The organism is Algicella marina, from assembly GCF_009931615.1.
GTDB lineage: Bacteria > Pseudomonadota > Alphaproteobacteria > Rhodobacterales > Rhodobacteraceae > Algicella > Algicella marina.
Genome location: NZ_CP046620.1, coordinates 1,444,489 through 1,466,330 on the forward strand (window position 1 = coordinate 1,444,489; position 21,842 = coordinate 1,466,330).

A 21,842-nucleotide genomic window follows, 5' to 3' on the forward strand; every position below is an offset into this window, starting at 1 on the left:
CTCTCAGAAAAGACTTCCCTGCCCGACCGGACCCGAGGCCGATTTTGACGACTTTTTTACAGGCGCGTCCGCTTGCACCGCCGGAACCCGCCCGTCGGCAAACTCTATCTCCAGACGCGCAACCGACCTCGCCTGTTCGGCCAGGGACAGCGCCCGGCCCTCCGCATCCCGAACTACGGCGAAGCCACGCTTCAACGTCTCCTTGTAGCCAACTGTCGTCCTGACACGGTCAAGTGCTGCCAACCTTTGCCGCAAATTTCTGAACTCGCTCGCACTGGCACGCTGCATTCTCGCCCTGATGCGCTCAAGCCCTTCAACTTGCGTGCTTACGGCAGTCTTCAGACCCCGTGGATTCAACTGTATACGCCCTAGCCTATCCGAGGCCCTCTCCACACGGCGAACGAGAGAAGAGGAAAGTGCGGCGTCCCTTTGGCGTAGTCCGTCACGCTGCCTAGAAAGTGTTCCCGAAAGGAGTGACGGGGCGAAACGGCCACCGGGGCCAGAGACGAGGGCAATTCGCTTTTGCTGGGCATAGGATCTGAGAGCGAGATCCAATCGCGGTGCCACTCCATCATAGCGCTGATTGCGTTCCCCGATTATTGCATCCGGACGGGGCAATGCTCGTGACAGATCACGCAACCGTTGCCTCCGATCGTCGAGCAACCGGGAGAAAGCCTTCCGCCGCCGTGCCTCCAGTGTAGCGACATGGGCGATCAGGTCCGCCCGCACAGGCACCGCCATTTCCGCCGCGGCGGTCGGTGTCGGCGCCCGCCTGTCGGAGGCAAAGTCGATCAACGTGGTGTCTGTCTCGTGCCCAACAGCGGAAATCAACGGTATCTCGCTGTCCGCGGCCGCTCGCACCACGATCTCCTCGTTGAAGCTCCAGAGATCCTCGACAGAGCCCCCGCCTCGCGCGACAATCAGCACGTCCGGACGGGGAACCGCGCCTCCAGATGTCAGGCTGTTGAAGCCCTCTATCGCGGCAGCAATTTCCTCAGCCGATCCCTGCCCTTGTACTCGCACGCCCCACACAAGCACCTTGCGAGGAAACCTGTCACGCAAGCGATGCAGAATGTCGCGTATCACGGCACCCGACGGTGATGTAACCACGCCGACAACCTCGGGCAGGTAGGGAATCGGCTGCTTGCGCTCCGCCGCGAACAAGCCCTGTGCTTCCAGTTCAGCCTTCCGCTTCTCCAGCATCGCCATCAGCGCACCGGCTCCGGCGGGGGCAATGTTCTCGATGATCATCTGATAGCGACTTTGACCGGGGAAGGTCGTCAACCTACCGGTCGCGATCACCTCCATACCCTCCTCCGGTCGCGTCGCCAGACGTTGTGCCGTACCCTTCCAGATCACCCCCGAAAGTACCGCCCTGTCATCCTTCAGATCAAGGTACAGGTGCCCCGACGCGGGCCGGGAGACACGCCCCAGTTCACCGCGCACGCGAACGCGCTGAAACGCTCCTTCTACGGTACGTTTTATTGCGCCAGAAATTTCCGCGACCGTGAATTCCGGTGCATTCTCACCACTTTCCGGCTCTTCGAACAGATCGGACATGATGCTCTTTCTCTGTCAGTAGGCCGCCGAGCTTGCTCTCGGCTTCGCATGCCTCTAATTGACGGCACGGTAACAAAGCGGAGGCGGAGTGTGAACATCCTCATTCTTGGTAGCGGCGGCCGTGAACACAGCCTCGCATGGGCAATCGCGCAGAACCCGAAATGCGATCGCCTGTTCGTTGCTCCGGGCAATGCCGGAATTGCCGAAATGGCGAGCTGCCTACCGTGTGACATAGAGGACGGCGCCGCTGTGGTCGCTCTCGCGGCGGAACACAACATCGACTTCGTCGTAATCGGGCCGGAAGCGCCCTTGGCAGCCGGCGTGGCCGATGATCTGAGAGAGGCGGGCTATCTGACGTTCGGCCCGGGGAGAGCGGCGGCGCAGCTGGAGGCATCGAAATCCTTCACAAAGGAAATCTGCACGGCGTGCAATGCCCCGACCGCAGCTTATCGACGTTTTGACGACCACAACTCTGCAGTCGAATACATGCGCCAACAGGACTTGCCGATCGTCATCAAGGCAGACGGGCTTGCCGCAGGTAAAGGTGTCACCGTTGTCGAGACGATGGCGGCCGCTGAAACCGCACTCGCGGAAATCTTCGGGGGCGCATTCGGCGCAGCGGGCGCCGAGGTAGTGATTGAGGCTTTCCTTACCGGCGAAGAAGCCTCGTTCTTTGTCCTTTCCGACGGTGAAACTGCTGTTCCGATCGGAACCGCCCAGGATCACAAGCGTGCACTTGAGGGCGACAAGGGACCCAACACTGGCGGAATGGGTGCTTATTCACCTGCGCCGATAATGACGGATGTTGTCATCGACCGGACGATGGAGAAGATCATCCGTCCAACTCTGACAGAAATGGCCAGACGCGGAACGCCCTTCAGTGGCGTGCTGTTCGCAGGTCTGATGATCGACGACGGCAATCCAAGCCTTGTTGAATATAACACCCGATTTGGCGACCCGGAGTGTCAGACGCTGATGTTGCGTTTAGGGGCGCAGGTTCTGGACCTTCTGCTTGCCACAGCCGAAGGTCGTCTCGCAGAAGCCCGGCCACAGTGGGCAGACGACCATGCGTTGACGGTCGTCCTTGCTACCAACGGCTATCCGGGCAGTTATTCCAAGGGCTCGCTCATTAGCGGCTTGTCAGACATCATCGAGACACCAAATACGCAGGTTTTTCACGCCGGGACCTCGCGGGATGAGAATGGCCAACTTATAGCCTCCGGAGGGCGGGTGCTGGCGATAACCGCGCGGGCAGAAACTTTGAGCGATGCTCAAGACCGAGCGTACGAGGCGGTCGCCAAGGTTGATTGGCCTGAAGGTTTCTTCCGGCGTGATATCGGATGGAGGGCTTTGAGCAAGTGATCGGTCAGCAACCGAGGTGACGTGCCAAGTCATCCGGAGCAGTTATTGCTCCCAGATTTTCCTGCACAGCACCGCGTTCGAGCAGGGTTACCTTAATAGCTTGCTGCCAATTACCGCTCGCCAATATTAGTCCCACCTGTCCGCCACAATCATACAGGCCACCGTGGATCATCCTGTCACCAATACGGTGGTTCGAGACACCCCGAAGATTGGCGATCTCCACCAATTCTTTTCCATCGAGGGTAACGATGCGCAGGATCTTCGCCAGGTGGGGCCTGTCGACGTAGGCAATATCCGGCATACCGTCGTTATTGAAGTCAGCAATCCCGGCGGGGGCGAGCCAGCGATATCGGCGACCAATGGGTCGGGTCGCTGCGACGAGTGCGCCTCGACGATCATAGATGGAGAGACGAGCGCCTGTATCCTCGCTCGATTCGACCACTACAATTTCCGGCATTCCGTCGCCTGTGAGATCGGAGAGCCGTGGCGTGACATCTTCGAAATAGGTGCCTTTGGGCAAAATCACTTCGGCCGGACAGGTAATCCGGTCATCGCCGGGCTGCCGCAAATGGATCGTCAGTTGCCGTGCTTCTTTGATACCGCCGAGGACGTCGTGGCCATAGTCGGACGTAAGATCCCGAAAGCCGGCATGCATGATCAGCCGGGTTGCCGCGGACGCCCAGCCCTCATGTTGCGTACCGTCAGGCTTTGCATTGCTGATCTCAATTTCCGCCGAACGTCCCTCAAGGCCCCATCCGTTCGTCATCGCCTCACAAGCCATTGCCGCGGGCGCAAAGGCAACGAGCAAGAGGCCCGCGAGGCGACGAAACATCAGATCTGTTTTTCCGGCATCTGGACGATCAGGCCATCAAGTTCGTCCGTCACTTTCAACTGGCATGTCAGGCGAGAACGTTCCGTATCCGGCTCCCAAGCAAAATCGAGCATGTCTTCTTCCATGGCTTCTTTTTCGGGCAGTTTGCCGACCCAGTCGGGATGTACATAGACATGACAGGTGGAGCAGGCACATGCGCCACCGCAATCTGCCTCAATCCCGGGTATGTTGTTGTCACGCGCGCCCTCCATCACCGAGAGGCCGTTGTTCACTTCCACCACATGTTCTTTTCCGTTGTGCTCGATATATGTGATCTTCGCCATCTTGAGCTTACTCCATCTGATTTTGCTTCGTCCTAAACCGCATGGCCCGATAAATAAAGGACTGGCGGACGTTTTCATCCTGTTCTCTCGCAACTGTGCAGCACGATGCTGCCGGCTTGCATCACGCGCCTTTTGTTTTTATTTTGTTCTCATGCCTGCTTGCCAATTGCCAAGTCCACCAGCAGCCCTGCCCGCCGGGATGCTGCATCGCCCCGCCACCGGTGCAATCGTGACAGTAGCGGGGCTGGTATTAGTGCGCCAAAGACCGGGCACCGCAAAGGGAGTAATATTCATAACGTTGGAGGATGAGACAGGCGTCGCCAACGTCGTCGTCTGGGCGAAAGTTTACGAAGCTTTTCGCAGGGCTGTCGTCGGTGCACGACTGTTGCGCATCACAGGACCGGTTCAGCGTGATGGACAAGTTGTCCATGTCATCGCAAAGCAGATAGAGGATCTTTCACCGATGCTGGACCGTTTGGCCGATGGACGTATTGCGGCTACGGAAACCGGAATCGGCCTGCCGGTGAATACCTATGATGCGGGCGGGCGCAGTTTTCCTCGCAAGCGCCGCTAATGTGCTGTGACTGTATTAACCCATTGATAAATTAACCAAACATTACCAGATGCTTTGAATTTTAGACAAAGCTGTGAGATCTCCTTTTGCGCGGGCACGACAATGCTCCGGTTAAAATAAAGAGGGCTCGCACATGCCGACACTCACAGCCACATCCGCCGGATTCCACATCTTCTCGGGAATAGGTGCTGCCTTGTCACCATATGCGTTCCTGCGCAGCGCCACCAATCATGACGGAGCAGTCGTCCACCTCGCCGGCACTGGCGAATGGCTGACAGTGGAGAGTCTGCGCTATCCGAGCCTTGCCATCAATGTTCAGGCGGAGTTCACAGGAACTGGGCCGACAGAGCGAGACTTTCGAGCTGATGTAATGGTGACTGCCATCACCTTCAGCCGAATTGACGGAAACGGACAAATCTCCATAGGAATACTTGATCTTGGGACAGGTGTCTCTGTGACTGCGGAAAATCAGCAGATGCAATCTTCCATTGATTGGCACTTCGATCTCGCCGACAGCCTCGCCTCGATGATCCGTGAGGAAGGTTTCACTTTCGAGGGCGGACGTAGAGACGACCATCTGACGATGGACAGTAGCATCGTTCCTATCCGCGGCCCCGTTGAACTCAATGGCCATGGTGGCGATGACACGCTGGTCGGGAGCCTTGCCGATGACACTATACGCGGCGGATCAGGCGACGACAGCCTCAGCGACAGCAGTGGGATGAACAGGCTGTTCGGCGGTGCCGGCCATGACGAGATCGAACTCGGCGCCTCGTCTCGGGACAGTCTGGCTTGGGGTGGCAGCGGCCACGACAGTCTGATCTCGTCAAATGGCAGCGACAGTATGTTCGGAGGCCGCGGACAGGATCGCCTTTCGGGTGGACGCGGCAATGACCGATTGTTCGGGAACCAGAGCAACGACGTGATCTACGGCGGCGAGGGCAATGACGTTATTACCGGCGGCCACGGCAGCGACGTCCTCTCCGGCGGTTGGGGCGCCGACACATTTGTCTTCTCAACCAGAACTCGCGGATGGGACAGGATCGAAGACTTCAATCCTTCGGAGGACCACCTGCGCATCAACGGATTGACGAATGCCACCGACAACATCGTCATGCGCCAATCCGGCAGGGATGTCAGCATTCAATGGGACGTTCCCGGATCAGGCCTGATCATCGAGAACACAACCCTCGCGAACCTGACAGAAGACATATTCCTGTTCTGAATGAGAAAGGGCGAGCTCGCGCCCGCCCCTGCAATCACAAACGCATCGATTTACTGCGGCGACAGCGCCACGAAACGGGGCCTGCCGTCCTTGCGGACCAACAAGAGAACAGACTTTCGGCCACCATCCGCCGCTGCCTTGAAGCCCTTCTCCACATCCTGAGGCGTAGAGACCGAACTCTGACCGATTTCCGTGATCAAATCGCCGGGACGGACTCCCTTCTCGAAAGCCTCGCTGGTTTCGTCTACGGCGATGACAACGACGCCACTTTCGGAGCCATCGATTCCGAACTCTGTCCGGGCTTCATCATTGAGCGTTGCAAGGGTCATTCCCAACACCTCGACTTCCGGCGGGATATCGGACTCGACGTCTCCGCTTTCCAAAGTGCCCTCAGCGCTTTCCCTGCGTCCCAGCGTAACTCGCAGCGTCTGCGTACCGCCCTCGCGAAATACCAGCACGCGAACGGTCTTGCCGACTTCGGTTTCACCTACCATCCGCACCAACTCGCGCGTATCCTTCACGTCCTGTCCGTCGAAGCTGAGAATGACATCGCCGGACAGCACACCTCCTTCCTTGGCAGGACCTTCAGGCACATCCGTGACCAATGCGCCCTCCTCGTCTTCGAGGCCGAGCGCTTCAGAGACGTCCGGTGTCAGGTTCTGGATACTCACGCCCAGCCAGCCGCGCCGCGTCTCACCGAATTCCCGCAATTGATCAACGACCCGAGTCACGACTGCGGAAGACATCGAAAAACCAATACCGATGGAACCACCGTTGGGGCTCAGGATGGCGGTATTCACGCCGATGACTTTGCCGTCCATGTTGAACAATGGACCGCCAGAATTACCACGATTGATAGCCGCATCAGTCTGTATGAAATCGTCGTATGCGCCCTGAAGCGAACGGTTTCGCGCCGATATAATTCCGGCACTGACAGAAAAACCCTGCCCCAGCGGATTGCCAATGGCCAGAACCCAGTCCCCGACCCGCGCGACGTCACTGTCTCCAAATGACACAAACGGAAGCGGGTTCTCCGGCTCCACCTTCAGCAATGCGATGTCGGTACGGGGATCAGTGCCGATAACTTCGGCAGGTAGTTCACCTGCGCCATTAAAGAATTCGATAGTGATTTCGTCGGCACGTTCGATCACATGATTGTTGGTTACGATGTAGCCGTCCGCGGAAATGACGAAGCCTGACCCCAGAGCGGATCCACGGCGTTCCCGCTCCTGTGGACCATTTCTGTCCATGAAGTCGTTGAAAAAATCCTCGAGCGGTGAGCCTTCCGGGATCATCGGACGGGGCCCTGCAGAAGCCGTTACACTCGTTGTCGTCGTAATATTGACGACGGATGGAGAAAGTTCTTCGGCGAGATCCGCAAAACTTTCTGGCGCTGCCTTCGACATAATTGGAATAGCGAAAGCAAGAGCAATTGCCAGTATCAGAACTTGAAAGGCTGCCACGGCGTGCTCTGGAGACGGCAAGCTTCGTGCGGTTGCTGATGGTCTGGTCAAAGTTGGTCCTCCTGCATCGCCGGTTGTGGTTGCCGGCTCGTTTTCCATCATGGCCCAAAATACGCTCAAGGCAAGCACCGCAGCCTTGGTCTGCCGTTCACCATACCGTCACACGAAGGCTGATGTTGTCAGCTCCGCAAGTCAGCCGCGCAGGAACCAGACGATCGACACGCCGACGGCGGCTACCCCGAGTCCTATCAACCTCCGCGTATCAAGCGGAATTTCGTCAAGCTTTCGCAAAATGTCACCAATTCGGAAAGGGGCCAGTGCAAGCACCAGCCCCTCCACGATCGCCACGAAGGCGACTCCGAAAATTACATCCTCAATTGTCACGCGATGAGGGCTGAGCACGGTCGGACTTCAGATAATCAAAGAATTCGCTGTTCGGCGAAATGACCATCGTGGAATTCTGTCCTTTGAGAGACCGTTCGTAAGCTGTCAATGAACGATAGAAAGCAAAGAATTCCGGATCCCGCCCAAACGCTTCCGCGAAGATCGCGTTACGCTGAGCGTCCGCTTCACCGCGAATAACCTCGCTGTCCCGCTGCGCTTCGGAAACGAGTTCAACCGCTGTCCTGTTCGCCTGCGCCTCGACGCGTTGCGCCGCTTCGCGACCGCGTGCTCTCTCGTCGGCTGCTTCACGCGCACGTTCAGCGGTCATCCTCTGGAAAGTCGCCTCAAGGTTCTGTTCAGGCAACTCTGTCCGCTTGATACGAACGTCGATCACCTCGACCCCAAGAGAGCGCGCACGGACGATGGCGGCATCTCGGATCCGATTCATCAAGGCAACACGGTCGGCCGACAGGATGGTGTTAGAACTCACCGACCCCAGTACCTCACGTATCTGCGACGTGAGAATTGTGGATAGGCGGCTCTCGGCAATACCCATGTCGCCACCACCGACCGCCTGACGAAACTGGACGACGTCCGCAATACGCCACCGGGCAAAAGCATCAACCTTCAGACGTCGGTCATCCAGTGGCGTGACCTCCTGCTCAGGCGTGTCGAGCGACTGTATCCTATCATCATAGCGGACGACCGACTGAATGAACGGAACTTTGAAAGCCAAACCCGGGTCCTGTTTCACGTCTCGGATCTGACCGAACTGCAGCACCAATACCTTTTCCCGTTCGTCGACGATGAAGACGGAAGAAAGTACCGTAACCAGCGCTGCGAAGACAACGATGATCAAAATCGTTACACGGCTCATTGGTCATTTCCTCCGCTGGCGGGCGCCGGTCTGCGCAGTTCGTTGAGTGGGAGATAAGGCACTACCCCCTGCCCTGCACCGGTCGCACCCTCATCAATGATAATTTTGTCGACGCTGCCGAGAACCCGTTCCATCGTTTCCAGGTAAAGTCGTTTGCGAGTTACATCCTCGGCCTTCGAATATTCGTTGAAAACAGCGATGAATCTGCTCGCCTCACCCTGAGCTTCATTGATGACTTGCGCACGGTAAGCCTCTGCTTCCTGCAGAAGTTGCGCCGACTCGCCGCGTGCTTCAGCAAGCGCACGGTTGGCGTTCGCGTCGGCTTCGTTCTTCAGCCGGTCCCGTTCCTGCTCTGCCGCCTGAACATCTCGGAAAGCATCAATCACTTCGCGCGGTGGATCGGCCCCATCGAAGTTTAGGCGGATGACCTGCACACCGGAGTCGTAGCTGTCGAGAGTCGACTGAACGAGGGTCTGCACCTCTTCGGCGATAATGCCTCGGTCTCGGTTTAGCACCGGAGCGAGTTCGGAGCGCGAGATCACCTCCCGCATCGCGGCTTCGGCCACAGCGTCAATCGTCTCTTGTGGCTCTGCAAGGTTGAAAAGATACCCGGACGGATCGCTGATGTTCCACACAACCTCGAAGTCGATATCGACAATGTTTTCGTCGCCAGTCAGCATCAAACCGTCGCCGTTATTTCCCCCCGAACCGATCTGAACAGACCGTTCGCGGGTCACCTCGAGAATTTCCTTGGTCACCAACGGCCACGGCGCGAAATTCAAACCGGGATCACCGATGGCGCTGAATTCTCCGAGAAACAGTTCCACCGAGCGTTGCTCCGGTCGCACCGTGTAGAAACTTAGAAAGGCCCAGGCCCCCAGAAGCGCGAGAATGATAAGGAAAACGGCGCCGCGTCCCATTCCGTCAAAACCGCCACCGCCTGCGCCACCTGAACCGCCGCGCCCGCCCATCAGTACACGAAGCTGTTCCTGGCCACGACGCATGATCTCGTCGATGTCCGGCCCCTGCCCTCCACCTCCGGGTCCTTTCCCGCCGCCACCACCGCGGCCACGGTCATCTCCGCCGCCCCAAGGGCCACGGCCGCCGTCGTCACCGCCGTTGTTGCCGCCGCCCTTCTTGCCGCCGCCGCCCCATGGGCCGCCCGAATTGTTCGAGTATGGCATCCGCCTATCGCTTCCTCTTTGTTGTAATGCTTTTCAACCGATCCTGTGTCCCGCTCCATTACCTGTTGATCCGGAGCAATATTTCAAGATGCGGCGGTGTGTTAGCCTGGAACCGGTTCCCGCATAGTTACCAATTCTTCCGCTGCCGTAGGATGAACCGCCATTGTATTGTCAAAGTCCTGTTTCGTGGCCCCCATTTTCACAGCAATACCAACCATCTGAATCATTTCGCCCGCTGCTGGCCCAACGATGTGCGCACCAAGAATCTTCTGCGTCGGTTTGTCCACGATCAACTTCATCAACATCCGCTGATCACGATCAGCGAATGCATGAAACATCGGTCGAAACGTAGAGCGGTAAATCTCGATGTCGTGGCTCTCCCGGGCTTCCTCCTGCGTCAGCCCAATGGTTCCTATCTCCGGCTGGGTGAAAACAGCGGTTGGGATGAGTTCGTGATCGGCGGGTGTCGGATTGTCCCTGAAGACCGTTTCGGCGAAAGCCATACCTTCCCTGATAGCGACGGGTGTCAGATTAACACGATCCGTCACATCACCGACAGCATATATCGAAGGTACCGCCGTCTGGCTGAACTTGTCGACCTCAACGGCTCCGTTCCGATCGAGCTTCACGCCAACGTCTTCCAAGCCAAGACCCGAGGTATTGGGCTTTCGTCCCGTCGCATAGAGAATTTGGTCGTATTCGGAAAAAGTTCCGTCCGTGCATTTGACAACCAGACCGGCTTCCTTCTTTTCGATACTTACGACATCACGTCCGACGTGCAGATTGATGCCCTTCTTGCGCATTTCCTCAGCTATGTGCCCTCGCACCTCATCGTCGAAACCGCGCAGTATCTGAGCGCCCCGATAAAACTGTGTCACCTCGGTCCCAAGGCCGTTCATAATTCCGGCGAACTCGCAGGCGATATACCCGCCACCAACAATCAGCATCCGCTTCGGCTGTTCGTCGAGATGGAATATCTCATTGGACGTGATGACATGCTCAATGCCAGGAACGTCCGGAGCGAAGGCATATCCGCCCGTAGCAATAAGAATGTGGCCCGCCGATACTGTTTCGCCGCTTGCCAGTTCGACGCTGTTAGGCCCTTTCACCACGCCGCGTTCCCTGAATATCGAGACGCCGGATGACTCCAGATTGCGGGAATAGACTGCTTCCAGGCGATCAATCTCCCTGTCTTTCTTGTCGATGAAAGCTTTCCAGTCAAAGTTGCGCGCACTCATCGTCCAGCCGAAGCCCTCTGCGTCTTCCGCCGCTTCGGAGAATGAAGACGCAAAGACCATCAATTTTTTCGGCACGCACCCCCGAATGACGCAGGTTCCACCATAGCGAAATTCCTCACAAAGTCCGACCTTGGCGCCTGCCATCGCGGCCCAACGCGCAGCGCGAACGCCACCGGAACCACCGCCGATTACGAAAAGGTCATAGTCGAAGCTCACTGCAATTCTCCCGTCTCGGCCAAGTGTGCCATCAGGGCGTCGAAATGATCAGTGTCGGAAATGTCGACAAGCATTTCCGGATCGTCGGAAAAGATCAGCCTTGCCTCGCCGGAGGCGACACCCATCACGACCGTATCCGCGATGTCGAGGAACAAACCTGTTTCGACAACGCCGGGAATTTCCAGCAAGCCGCTTGCTATCGTATCGACATCTCTGATTTCACCGAGATTGAGATCAAGGATGTAGTGCCCCTCGTCTGTAATCAGACGTTTACCGGCCTTTTCTCGCCAATGGGTACGACGGGTTGCGACATCAAAGCCGGCCAACTTGTCCTCAATCAGCCCTTTCGTGACTTCTGATCCGAAGCGCACGATTTCGACAGGCAAAGGGAATGCTCCCAACCTGTCAACTTCCTTGCTTGGATCCGCGATAACCACCATCCTGTCCGACGCGGTTGCGACAATCTTTTCCTGCAAAAGCGCCCCACCGCCTCCCTTGATCAGCGAAAGCAGCGGATCAAACTCGTCGGTACCGTCGATTACAAGATCGAGCCACCCGGCCTGATCAAGGGAAATCATCCGCAAGCCCACCCTCTCGGCGAGTTCCTGCGTCTGGGTGGATGTCGCGACGCACTGGATTTCCAGCCCGAACACATGCTTCTCGGCTCCCAGCAACTTAACCAGCCAAGCTGCCGTCGATCCGGTGCCGAGTCCCAATCGCATTTCATCCTCGACGAACTGCATCGCATGGTAGGCTGACATCAGCTTGGCGCGATCCGGTGGTGAAAGGCGATCAATCATGAAGGTCTCCGAAGGCATAGTCTCGAGCCTCTATATGCGGAATCGAGCCGGACGGTAAGGGGAAGTTTGCCAGTTACAGCCTACCGAAAATGACCGTTTAGTCATCTCGCCTGCCGTTTTCGATCATCAGTTCTGCAGACTACATGCTGTATATCGTTCAGAGGCAGCAGCAGGCGATACCAACTATGTTTCTCAGCGTTTTTGACATCTTCAAGATCGGCATCGGCCCGTCTTCCAGTCACACCATGGGCCCCATGATTGCGGCGGCACGGTTTCTGGACCTTCTGCGATCCGGCGCAGCCCTTGTTCCGGGTGCTGGCACGGCGAGCCAAATCACCTGCACGCTCCACGGTTCACTCGCGTTCACCGGCAAGGGGCACGCTACCGACAAAGCCGTTTTTTACGGTCTGCTCGGATTTGTCCCGGAAACCTTCGATCTCGATTTGGCGACGAGAGCGGAGTCAGCCGCTGCACAAAGAAAACAGTTGGAGGTCGAGGGTATTGGAACACTAGATTTCGATCCCGATGTCAGCATCACTTTCGACTACGGTCCGTCACTGCCACAGCACACAAATGGTCTCGTTTTCAGGGCGTTCGATGATGGCGGTAACCTGCACGCGGAGGAAACCTACTTTTCAATTGGAGGCGGCTTCGTCGTCACCGCAAAGGAACTTGAAAACCCGCCACCGCAAACCACTGCGGCCGATGTTCCTTATCCTTTCCATTCCGCCGAAGAAATGCTCGCCATGGCAAAAGGTTCGGGCCTGACCATCGCCGGAATGAAACGCTCCAATGAGATTGCGCAGGGTCATGGCCAGAAGCTGGACAAGGGCGTTCTGCAGATCTGGAAAGTCATGGCCGGTTCGATTGACGCCGGCTTGCAAGCCGACGGTGTCCTGCCAGGCGGGCTCCAACTGCGTCGACGTGCAAAAGCTCTGCAGGAAAGCTTGCGGATCGACCATGGAATGAACCTTGCGGCACCGCATACCATCAACGACTGGATTGCATCATATGCCATTGCAGTAAACGAGGTAAACGCAGCCGGCGGTCAGATTGTAACGGCGCCGACCAACGGAGCATCCGGCGTTGTTCCGGCAACGCTGCGCTACTACCTCGACCATGTGCCGAATGCTTCGCAGGACCGGATTGTCGATTTTCTGCTCACTGCCGCGGCCATAGGTGGGCTTCTGAAAGCCAACGCCTCGATCTCGGGTGCGGAAGTTGGTTGCCAAGGCGAAGTCGGCTCTGCCGCTGCCATGGCCGCGGCCGGTCTTTGCGCGGTACTCGGCGGATCACCGGAGCAAGTCGAGAATGCCGCGGAAATCGCCCTTGAGCATCACCTCGGAATGACTTGCGACCCGATAAAGGGGTTGGTTCAGGCGCCCTGCATCGAGCGGAACGGCCTCGGCGCTATCAAGGCCGTCTCGGCCGCATCGCTGGCGCTCCGCGGCGATGGCACCCACCTCGTTAGTCTCGACGCCTGCATCGAAACGATGCGGCAGACCGGCCGCGATATGAACGAAAAGTACAAGGAAACCTCGCTGGGCGGCCTCGCGGTCAACGTTCCGAATTGTTGAAACCGAGCGCCTTTATCGCCTGATCTAGGCAGGATACTGGTAGGATCACCAGCATACCCGGACGGTCGAAACTGGCACGGACCCTTGCGGAAACGGCTTCATTGGAAGTGCCTATCTGGGCACCCGGCTCCAACGTCAGCCCATCCGTCGGCCATCGTAAACCCGCACTCATCAGTCCCCGAATTTTCACGAGCGGAAAGAACGAAATTCGTGTACCGACCTCAAGTTCGAGAGACAGAACATCCGGGCACATGAAGATCACATCTTCCCTGCCCAGCACCAAGATGCGTTGCGACCGATGGGAAAAAAGAACGCTCATCACAGCGAGAGCATGGTCGAAGCGGCCTTCGAGAAACCCGACTGCGACTATAAGCGGCGCATCAATACAAGAGATGCACTTCTCAAAATCTGTGCTCGACTGTTCCTCAAATTTGTAAATTGCAATGCCTGATTTCCGCCACCATTTATGATTAATTAGCGAGTCAAGATCACCAATTATGGTGGACGGAAGGCTGCCTAGCGCCTTTGCATGCTCCGCGCCGCCATCGGCAGCAACCAGCAGCGGTGCACGCTCTAGCGCCAGCGACAGGCTTTCAGGTGCAACAGGACCACCTCCGATGAGGGTAACGGCGTGTTCGGAGTGGACAACTGGCGGGGGCATCGGCTTTGGTGGACTCCGGTGAATCGTAGTGTATTCAGGAAGCTGTAGCAGTGTTCGCCCGGCGATCCCACGTTGAACTAGGACACCACATGCAGCTTCAGATACGAAACAGAGACGGCGAGAGCGAGACTAGAATGGATGACGTCAAAACGCTGAAAATCTCTTACGGAGATTTCAATTGCCAACTTGAGGGCTTCGACAACCCGTTCCCGATCATGCGGAAGGTTGTGAATTTCTTCGAGGCCAGGAAAGGCGACCCTGATTTCGCGCAAGGTGATCTGTCCGATGCGGTCAACGAACTGGTCAACGTAATTGCCCGAGTTTCGGGCGCCAACGAAGTAGATGCCGCACGGATTACGACGGGCCTGGCTCTTCGTAATCTTGATGTGCTTCCTCCAATTGCTCCCGGTGAATTCGACATCGATAATGTCGAGGCCTCCTCCGCTGAAGTGACTGAAGAGACAGATCGTCATTCTCCGCCAGGGTTGGACTCCGGTGATGAAGAAGTCGAGCAACTCGCAGCCGATGATCAGGCGCTCCCACCCGCAGCCGACACTGACGAAGCACTGGCAGAGGCACTTGAAGAACCGGCATTCGATACGTCCTCCAGTGATGTCTTTGATAGCATCGAGGAATCGGAATCTGTATCGGAAGAGTTGATCGATACCGTCGAAGACGAGGATCCAACTGCGTCCAGTTTCGCCAGCGCCGTGGCGGATGACGAAGACGAGGACGACGACATTGATCTTTCCGGCTACGACTTTAGTGCCGACGACGACGAAGCTTCGGCAACCTCCATCGAGGCAGAGCTTGACGCCCAGGCGGAAGAAGTCACAGAAGAAGAAAAAGTCGCCGCTGTGCATGCCCATTCGGAAGACCAGGATGAGTCAATCGAGACTGAGCCGGCTCTCGACACATTCGATACCGACGAATTCATCCTTTCTCGTTCGGATCAGGTCGAAGATCCGGAAGTAGAGAAAGAGGACGAAGAGCCTCTCGTACTCGGCAACGCCCTTGCAAATGAGGAAGCTGACTCGCCGCTGCTCCTTGACGGCGCCATGACTTCACGTTTGCCTCCCAATGCCGACCCGGACCTTCTGCCTGATCCGGAAGAAGCAGAGGCTGAGGCTTCTGAGGAAGAGGCTATGCCGCTCACGCTCTCAGCCGCCGAAAAGGTGCCGTCGGACGCGAGTCAAGCATCCGGAGATGGTAACTTCATGAACCGGACACTGGGCTCATTGAGGGGATCACGTGCAAAAGGTGAATCATCGCCTTCCGACGAACCCGCCGATGCACCCGAGAGTGCGAAGCCGAGATCCGGACTGGCGGGCCTCAAGATGCCGAAACTTGGTCGCAAGGCGGAAGAACCCAAAGGGGCACCGCAACCGCTCTCCGTCGTGTCGACGGACGAAGCTCCTAAAGAGCCGATCGAACAGTCCGTTGCTGCACGTCAGGAAGAGAACGCTCTGCGCCGGCTTCGGATCATTCGCAATCCGGAAGATGCCGCTGCAGATACACCGCCTCAGGAACAGGCAGACGAGCCGGCAACCAAACCCGCGCCTGCCCAGTTGGAACCTGCACCCGAGCCAGCCGCCAAAAAACCAGCGGCAGCGAGAGCCGCAGCAGACAATGAAATTGCCAACAAGTTGCACGCCAGCTTCACCGCAGCCGCATCCGGCAGCACCAAAGTCGCTATCGAGTTTGACGCGGATGAATTTGATGACGATGGAGAGGACATGTCACCGCGGCGCTATGCCCATTTGATGGGCGCATCGGCTCTGCCAGACCTGATGGAGACTGCGGCCGCCTACCTGATGCTGATCGAAGGAGAGTCCGCATTCTCCCGTAATCAAATCATGCAGATCGTGGACAAGATCGGCGATGACACAAAGTTCTCCGCCGAGGCAAAGATCAAATCTTTCGGCAAGCTTATGCGCGGCAGCCGCCTGACCAGAGCTGATGACGGTCGTTTCGTACTGTCAGCTCAGGCCATGCAAAGCTTTATTGAAAAGATGGATGCCTATGACGAAGCCGAGGAGAACGCCTGATCAGGCGTCTCCCGTTGGCCGTCTACTGCTCCACCCAGGGCCTCACAACGACAGCGGACACTGAATTTTTTGGCGACCCGTCAATCAGTTTGTCGGAATAGCTCAGGTAAACGAGGGTGTTGCGGGTCTCATCAAAGAACCGCACAACCTGCAAACGTTTGAAGAGGATGGAACTTCGACGTCCAAAAACCTCTTCGCCGTCCTCAACCTCATCCGGCAAGGTGATCGGTCCGGTTTGACGACATGCGATCGAGGCATCGGATGTGTTTTCCGCCAATCCCAAAGAACCGGAAATTCCGCCAGTCTTGGCGCGAGACACGAAACAGCTAACTCCCGGAACCTCAGGATCGTCAAAGGCTTCGATGACGATCTTATGGTTGGCGCCCAGCAACTTGAAGGCTGTATCGACGCTTCCGACTTCCTCTGCCACCGTAGGAAGCGCCAGACCGGACACGGCAATCGCCATTAAGAGGTTTCGCATATTCACTTCTCCTGATTGTCAGGATGCATATGGTGCTCCGAATGGTCGTTGTCACCCTCATCCGGTGCCGCCCGGCCGACACCCAAAAAAATTTGCCGCAAAGGAAGCGCCCACAGAACACCAAGAACCACGTAGACCAATAGCTCCACCAGGATGTTCGGTCGGTCCAGCAACTCCACCAGATTTACAACTACAACAATGTAAAGCGGTAGCCAGACCAACAATGCGATGAGAGACCAGCGTCTTCGGGCCCTGTAGGAGAGTGCCATCATGTGACTCCAGAATTGCCGCGCATTGAGGTACCAGCACGATCTCTCAATCGGAGAACGGGTCGCGCACAAGGATTGTGTCGTCTCGCTCCGGGGAGGTCGACAGCAATGCTACAGGACAGTCGATCAACTCTTCGATTCTGCGAACGTACTTGATGGCTGCAGCAGGCAGATCGGCCCAGCTTCGGGCGCCCGCTGTCGTCTCAGTCCAACCTTCCATTGTCTCCCAAATGGGCTCCGCACGCGCCTGCTGGGCAGCGGCGATCGGCAGATGGTCAATTACCTTGCCGTCAAGATTGTATCCGACACAGATCTTCAATTCATCGAACCCATCGAGAACATCGAGCTTCGTCAGGGCGATGCCGTTGACCCCAGATGTGGTGCAGGTTTGGCGCACGAGAACTGCGTCAAACCAGCCGCAACGACGCTTGCGCCCTGTGACCGTTCCAAATTCGTGGCCGCGCTCGCCAAGCCGCTGACCGTCGGCATCATTCAACTCCGCCGGAAAGGGACCCTCACCCACCCGAGTTGTGTATGCCTTAACAATACCCAAGGTGAAATCCACGGCCCCCGGTCCCATCCCGGTACCAGTGGAGGCCATACCCGCCATCGTGTTGGAAGACGTCACGAATGGATAGGTGCCGAAGTCAATGTCGAGTAGTGCGCCTTGTGCGCCCTCGAAAAGGATGCGCTGACCGGCTTTGCGTCGCTCCGCCAGAACTTTCCAGACCGGTGCGGCAAACTCCAGAACTTTTGGTGCCACTTCCATCAGTGCAGCCTTCAATCCGACGCGGTCCACTTCATCCAGGCCTAGCCCGCGGCGCAGAGCGTCGTGGTGTAGCAGCAACCGATCCAATCTTGTTTCGAGTGTTTGTTCGTCAGCCAAGTCGGCAACGCGGATCACCCGACGCCCAACCTTGTCTTCATATGCCGGGCCAATTCCCCGTCCGGTCGTTCCGATCTTGGCCACAGAGTTTACACTCTCCCGAGCCCGATCGAGTTCTCCGTGTACCGGCAAGATCAAAGGTGTGTTCTCTGCCACCATCAAAGACTGCGGTGTAATTTCCACGCCCTGTGCGCGAAGTTTCTGCACTTCGTCAACAAAGGCCCATGGATCCAAAACGACGCCATTGCCAATGACGGAGAGCTTGCCCGGACGCACTATACCGGATGGTAGCAACGAAAGTTTGAAGACCTCGCCGTCGATGACAAGGGTGTGACCCGCGTTGTGGCCACCCTGAAAGCGGGCAATTACGTCTGCCCGCTCGCTGAGCCAATCAACAATCTTGCCTTTGCCCTCATCGCCCCATTGAGCACCGATAACAACCACGTTGGCCATAGAGATCTCCCGTTGAACCGTGCCCGGTCTACGCGATTGGCCGCGACCCTGAAAGCGCAAAAGTCAAATGGTCGTGCCGGGGGCGACACTTCACCGCCCCCGACCGAAATGACGAGTCAGAAAGTAAGTTTCTTCGCCTGGCGAACCTGTGGAAGTGCAGAGATTTCTGCGAGCATCTCTTCCGTCACATCCTCATCGATCCCTAGTAACGCAATCGCCTCCGCTCCCTTCGAGGAGCGTCCGAGTGCGAATGTCGCGATATTGATACCAAGACGCCCCATCACCATTCCGAGCTCGCCGATATAGCCCGGCTCATCGTTGTTGGTGGTATAAAGCATACGTTCAGTCGGTTCAGCCTCCAGATTGATACCCTTGATCTGGATGAAACGCGGTCGGCCATCACTGTATAGTGTTCCGGCGACCGAACGGGTTTGGGTTTCGGTAGTCACGATCAGACGGACATAGGAGCCGAACGCCCCCTGCGCATCCTTTCGTGTTTCCGATATCTTCATTCCCCGCTCACGGGCGACGATCGGTGCGGAAACCATGTTGACGCCCCCCTCGCCCACGAGCGGCAGCAACAGTGCAGCTGTGAGAGCGGAAGTAAGCGGCTTCAGGTTCAATTCGCCAACCTTGCCAACGTACTCGATCTCTATTTCCTTGATCGGGTTTTCGGTCACCTGTCCGGCGAAGCTACCCAGTTTTTCGCACAGTCCTATCCACGGTTTCAGCACTGGCGCTTCCTCCGCAGTAACTGATGGGGCGTTGAGAGCATTTGAAATTGCTCCCTTCAGCAAGTATTCAGACATCTGTTCGGCAACCTGCAGCGCCACATTCTCCTGTGCCTCACTGGTCGAAGCGCCAAGGTGCGGGGTGCAAACCACGTTCGGCAGTCCGAACAGAGGGTTATCAATGGCAGGCTCAACATCGTAAACGTCAAAGGCGGCACCAGCCAGTTGCCCTGATTTGAGTGCCTCAGCTACGGCAGCCTCATCGACAAGTCCGCCGCGTGCACAATTGATAAGCCGCGCGCCTTTCTTAATCTTCGCGATACGATCAGCAGAAAGAATGTTGGCAGTCTTCTCGGTTTTCGGCAGGTGTAGAGTGATGAAATCCGCTCGGCCTAGAAGGTCGTCGACGTCCTCTACCTTCTCGATGCCCAGGCTTTGGGCCTTCTCCGTGCCAAGGAATGGATCGAACGCGATGACTTTCATCTTCAGGCCGATGGCCCGCGAAGCAACGACGGAACCAATATTGCCGGCCCCGATAAGACCCAATGTCTTGCCCGTGATCTCCGATCCCATGAACCGCGACTTTTCCCACTTGCCGGCCTGGGTCGAGGCATCGGCAGCCGGAATCTGACGAGCGACGGCGAACATCATCGCGATCGCGTGCTCCGCAGTTGTAATAGAGTTGCCGAAAGGTGTGTTCATCACCACGATACCCTTGGCGCTGGCAGCCGGAATATCCACATTGTCGACCCCAATACCTGCGCGACCGATGACCTTCAGTTTGTCAGCCCTGGCAATCAGGTCCGCCGTCGCCTTGGTGGCCGAGCGGATGGCAAGACCATCGTAGTCACCAATGATATCTGCCAGTTTGTCGGGGCTCTTTCCAAGGTCTGGCTGGAAATCGACCTCAACACCGGCGTCGCGAAATATCTGTACAGCGGCCTCCGAAAGCTTGTCGGAAATAAGAACTTTGGGCATTTTAGTCTCCTTTGCACCATTCGGTGCGCGTCAGTTCAAATACGAAACAGTCGTCGTCACCAAACAGGCGCTGTTCGCGAAATTGGAAGCCCAGTCGGCGGTAGAAGCGATGGGCCGATGTGTTGGAAGCCAGCGGGTCGATGAGGACGGCGCTGACAGTTTTTTCTGAGAAGCATCGGGCAAGGGCCAGACGCATCATATCTGTTCCGAAGCCTCGGCCGGTATCGCGGACATCGCCAATCCAGATGTCGATGGCCCGAAGGCCCGATCCGCAGTCGCCCCAATAATGAGCATCCTCCAACTCCGGATCGATGATCTGAATAAAGCCAATAGCCCTGCTCTCCGTTTCAGCAATGAGCAGTTCACGCCATGAAGGGCTGACTGACAGCATCTCTTCCCATTCCCATGCTTCGACGCCGGCAGCGACCACATGAGGTTGGTCGTCCCAGTGTCTCAGCATCGGAATGTCAGCCGGAGTTGCCTGGCGTAGACGCATGATGTCGCCTTCAGGTCGTCGCCAATTCATTCTTTGCAGCAGCAAAGGCCCAATCAAGCCAAGGTGTCAGCGCCTCTATGTCGGCGGTCTCCACTGTCGCGCCGCACCAGATCCGCAGACCCGGAGGGGCGTCCCTATAACCGCCAATATCATAGGCCGCGGTTTCGGCGGCGAGCATTCCGACCATGCGTTTGCTGAAGGCTGCTTGTGCCTCATCGGTCATCGAGGCGATCGCTGGATCGACAATCTTGAGGCAGACTGAGGTGTTGGACCGTGCGTCATCATGCGCGACCAGATTTTCAACCCACGGCGTTGCATCCACCCAAGCCTGCAAGGCCCGGAAATTGGCATCGGCCCGTCGCATCGTCGCCGAAACACCGCCGATACGATCGACCCAATCCAATGCATCCTCGCAATCGGCCACGGCCAGCATCGACGGTGTATTGATCGTCTCACCGCGGAAAATGCCCTCGATCAACTTTCCGCCTTTCGTTAGGCGGAAAATTTTGGGCAGAGGACGTGTCGGCGCAAAGGTTTCCAATCGTTCGACAGCCCGTGGGCTCAACACCAGGACGCCGTGCGCCCCCTCTCCTCCAAGAACCTTCTGCCAAGAAAAGGTCAGCACATCGACCTTCGACCAATCTACCGGTTGAGCAAAGACCGCAGAGGTCGCATCGACCAGCGTCAGCCCTTCACGCTCATTGGCAATCCAGTCGAAGTTCGGAACCCGAGCACCGGAGGTGGTCCCGTTCTGCGTGAAGCAGATATCGGCGTCGATACGCACTTCGCACAAGTCCGGCAGCAAGCCGTAGTCCGCCTTCAGTACCCGACAATCCTGCAATTCGAGCTGCTTCGTCGCGTCTGTTGCCCAGCCGGCACCAAAACTCTCCCATACCAGCATATCTACCGGGCGAGGACCGAGCAGAGACCACATCGCCATTTCAAACGCGCCCGTATCCGACGCGGGAACGATGCCAAGACGGTAGTCTTCCGGCACACCTAGAAGAGACTTGGTCCGGTCAATGACGCGCTTCAATTGCGCCTTCGGATCAGCTGCGCGATGCGAGCGGCCAAGGAATGCCTTGGACGCTACAACTTCAGCGGACCATTCGGGATGTTTCGGGCAAGGCCCGGAAGAGAATTCGGCGCGCGCAGGTTTTACCTGCGGCCGTTCAGGGAAGCTCATGGACGGCTCCATCGTCAGGGCGAAATTCCTGAGCCTGC

Annotated in this window: 21 protein-coding genes; 5 read left to right on the forward strand and 16 right to left on the reverse strand. The window is 57.2% G+C overall.

Features of this window, described 5'->3' with window-relative positions; genetic code table 11:
• Window positions 1-3: 3 nt before the first annotated feature.
• Window positions 4-1,560, reverse strand: a complete 1,557-nt coding sequence (gene xseA / locus GO499_RS07170) for an exodeoxyribonuclease VII large subunit (RefSeq protein WP_161861559.1) — start codon at window positions 1,558-1,560, stop codon at window positions 4-6.
• 90 nt (window positions 1,561-1,650) lie between these two features.
• Here xseA and purD point away from each other — a divergent pair, with 90 nt between their 5' ends.
• A complete protein-coding gene (gene purD / locus GO499_RS07175; protein ID WP_161861560.1) occupies window positions 1,651-2,922 on the forward strand; it encodes a phosphoribosylamine--glycine ligase in 1,272 nt (423 codons plus the stop codon).
• A gap of 4 nt (window positions 2,923-2,926) precedes the next feature.
• Here purD and GO499_RS07180 read toward each other — a convergent pair whose 3' ends face one another.
• Window positions 2,927-3,754, reverse strand: a complete 828-nt coding sequence (locus GO499_RS07180; protein WP_161861561.1) for an FG-GAP repeat domain-containing protein — start codon at window positions 3,752-3,754, stop codon at window positions 2,927-2,929.
• The gene (locus GO499_RS07185; RefSeq protein ID WP_161861562.1) at window positions 3,754-4,077 is read right to left on the reverse strand and encodes a 2Fe-2S iron-sulfur cluster-binding protein; all 324 of its coding nucleotides are present in this window, start codon (window positions 4,075-4,077) and stop codon (window positions 3,754-3,756) included. Before GO499_RS07185 ends, GO499_RS07180 begins: the two co-directional genes overlap by 1 nt.
• Before the next feature lie 151 nt (window positions 4,078-4,228).
• On the opposite strand from GO499_RS07185, the gene GO499_RS07190 reads away from it, so the two are divergent.
• Complete coding sequence (locus GO499_RS07190; RefSeq protein WP_161863866.1) at window positions 4,229-4,651, forward strand: OB-fold nucleic acid binding domain-containing protein; 423 nt, start codon at window positions 4,229-4,231, stop codon at window positions 4,649-4,651.
• A 133-nt stretch (window positions 4,652-4,784) separates the two neighbouring features.
• The gene (locus GO499_RS07195) at window positions 4,785-5,876 is read left to right on the forward strand and encodes a calcium-binding protein (protein ID WP_161861563.1); all 1,092 of its coding nucleotides are present in this window, start codon (window positions 4,785-4,787) and stop codon (window positions 5,874-5,876) included.
• Window positions 5,877-5,926: 50 nt separating this feature from the next.
• Here the strand turns inward: GO499_RS07195 and GO499_RS07200 are convergent, their stop codons facing one another.
• The 6 genes from GO499_RS07200 to rpiA all read right to left on the reverse strand — a co-directional run bounded on the left by GO499_RS07200 (window position 5,927) and on the right by rpiA (window position 12,038).
• Window positions 5,927-7,438: a Do family serine endopeptidase gene (locus GO499_RS07200; RefSeq protein WP_431309895.1), complete on the reverse strand. Its 1,512-nt coding sequence runs from the start codon at window positions 7,436-7,438 to the stop codon at window positions 5,927-5,929.
• 93 nt (window positions 7,439-7,531) lie between these two features.
• On the reverse strand, window positions 7,532-7,741 hold the full coding sequence (locus GO499_RS07205) for a DUF2065 domain-containing protein (RefSeq protein ID WP_284154919.1): 210 nt from the start codon (window positions 7,739-7,741) through the stop codon (window positions 7,532-7,534).
• The gene (gene hflC / locus GO499_RS07210; RefSeq protein WP_161861564.1) at window positions 7,713-8,600 is read right to left on the reverse strand and encodes a protease modulator HflC; all 888 of its coding nucleotides are present in this window, start codon (window positions 8,598-8,600) and stop codon (window positions 7,713-7,715) included. Before hflC ends, GO499_RS07205 begins: the two co-directional genes overlap by 29 nt.
• The gene (gene hflK / locus GO499_RS07215; RefSeq protein WP_161861565.1) at window positions 8,597-9,784 is read right to left on the reverse strand and encodes an FtsH protease activity modulator HflK; all 1,188 of its coding nucleotides are present in this window, start codon (window positions 9,782-9,784) and stop codon (window positions 8,597-8,599) included. Before hflK ends, hflC begins: the two co-directional genes overlap by 4 nt.
• Before the next feature lie 101 nt (window positions 9,785-9,885).
• Entirely contained in the window at window positions 9,886-11,238 is a 1,353-nt protein-coding gene (gene gor / locus GO499_RS07220; protein ID WP_161861566.1) for a glutathione-disulfide reductase, read from the reverse strand.
• Window positions 11,235-12,038: a ribose-5-phosphate isomerase RpiA gene (rpiA, locus tag GO499_RS07225; RefSeq protein ID WP_161861567.1), complete on the reverse strand. Its 804-nt coding sequence runs from the start codon at window positions 12,036-12,038 to the stop codon at window positions 11,235-11,237. The genes gor and rpiA overlap by 4 nt, the downstream gene beginning before the upstream one ends.
• Before the next feature lie 185 nt (window positions 12,039-12,223).
• Between rpiA and GO499_RS07230 the strand changes: the two genes are divergently transcribed.
• Complete coding sequence (locus tag GO499_RS07230; RefSeq protein WP_161863869.1) at window positions 12,224-13,615, forward strand: L-serine ammonia-lyase; 1,392 nt, start codon at window positions 12,224-12,226, stop codon at window positions 13,613-13,615.
• Here GO499_RS07230 and GO499_RS07235 read toward each other — a convergent pair.
• On the reverse strand, window positions 13,596-14,276 hold the full coding sequence (locus GO499_RS07235) for a thiamine diphosphokinase (RefSeq protein WP_161861568.1): 681 nt from the start codon (window positions 14,274-14,276) through the stop codon (window positions 13,596-13,598). The two genes, GO499_RS07230 and GO499_RS07235, sit on opposite strands and share 20 nt — an antisense overlap.
• A gap of 134 nt (window positions 14,277-14,410) precedes the next feature.
• On the opposite strand from GO499_RS07235, the gene GO499_RS07240 reads away from it, so the two are divergent.
• Entirely contained in the window at window positions 14,411-16,324 is a 1,914-nt protein-coding gene (locus tag GO499_RS07240) for a hypothetical protein (protein WP_161861569.1), read from the forward strand.
• A gap of 22 nt (window positions 16,325-16,346) precedes the next feature.
• Here GO499_RS07240 and GO499_RS07245 read toward each other — a convergent pair whose 3' ends face one another.
• The 6 genes from GO499_RS07245 to GO499_RS07270 form a co-directional block, all read right to left on the reverse strand.
• Window positions 16,347-16,805, reverse strand: a complete 459-nt coding sequence (locus tag GO499_RS07245; protein ID WP_161861570.1) for a CreA family protein — start codon at window positions 16,803-16,805, stop codon at window positions 16,347-16,349.
• A gap of 2 nt (window positions 16,806-16,807) precedes the next feature.
• Complete coding sequence (locus GO499_RS07250; protein WP_161861571.1) at window positions 16,808-17,074, reverse strand: DUF2842 domain-containing protein; 267 nt, start codon at window positions 17,072-17,074, stop codon at window positions 16,808-16,810.
• A gap of 46 nt (window positions 17,075-17,120) precedes the next feature.
• The gene (locus GO499_RS07255) at window positions 17,121-18,413 is read right to left on the reverse strand and encodes an adenylosuccinate synthase (protein WP_161861572.1); all 1,293 of its coding nucleotides are present in this window, start codon (window positions 18,411-18,413) and stop codon (window positions 17,121-17,123) included.
• Window positions 18,414-18,529: 116 nt separating this feature from the next.
• Window positions 18,530-20,122 carry a phosphoglycerate dehydrogenase gene (serA, locus tag GO499_RS07260; protein ID WP_161861573.1) on the reverse strand — a complete coding sequence of 531 codons (1,593 nt, stop codon included), beginning with the start codon at window positions 20,120-20,122 and terminating at the stop codon, window positions 18,530-18,532.
• A gap of 1 nt (window position 20,123) precedes the next feature.
• A complete protein-coding gene (locus GO499_RS07265; protein WP_284154920.1) occupies window positions 20,124-20,663 on the reverse strand; it encodes a GNAT family N-acetyltransferase in 540 nt (179 codons plus the stop codon).
• Window positions 20,629-21,804, reverse strand: coding sequence for a phosphoserine transaminase (locus GO499_RS07270; protein ID WP_161861574.1), 1,176 nt, complete (start codon window positions 21,802-21,804; stop codon window positions 20,629-20,631). The genes GO499_RS07265 and GO499_RS07270 overlap by 35 nt, the downstream gene beginning before the upstream one ends.
• Window positions 21,805-21,842 lie beyond the last annotated feature (38 nt).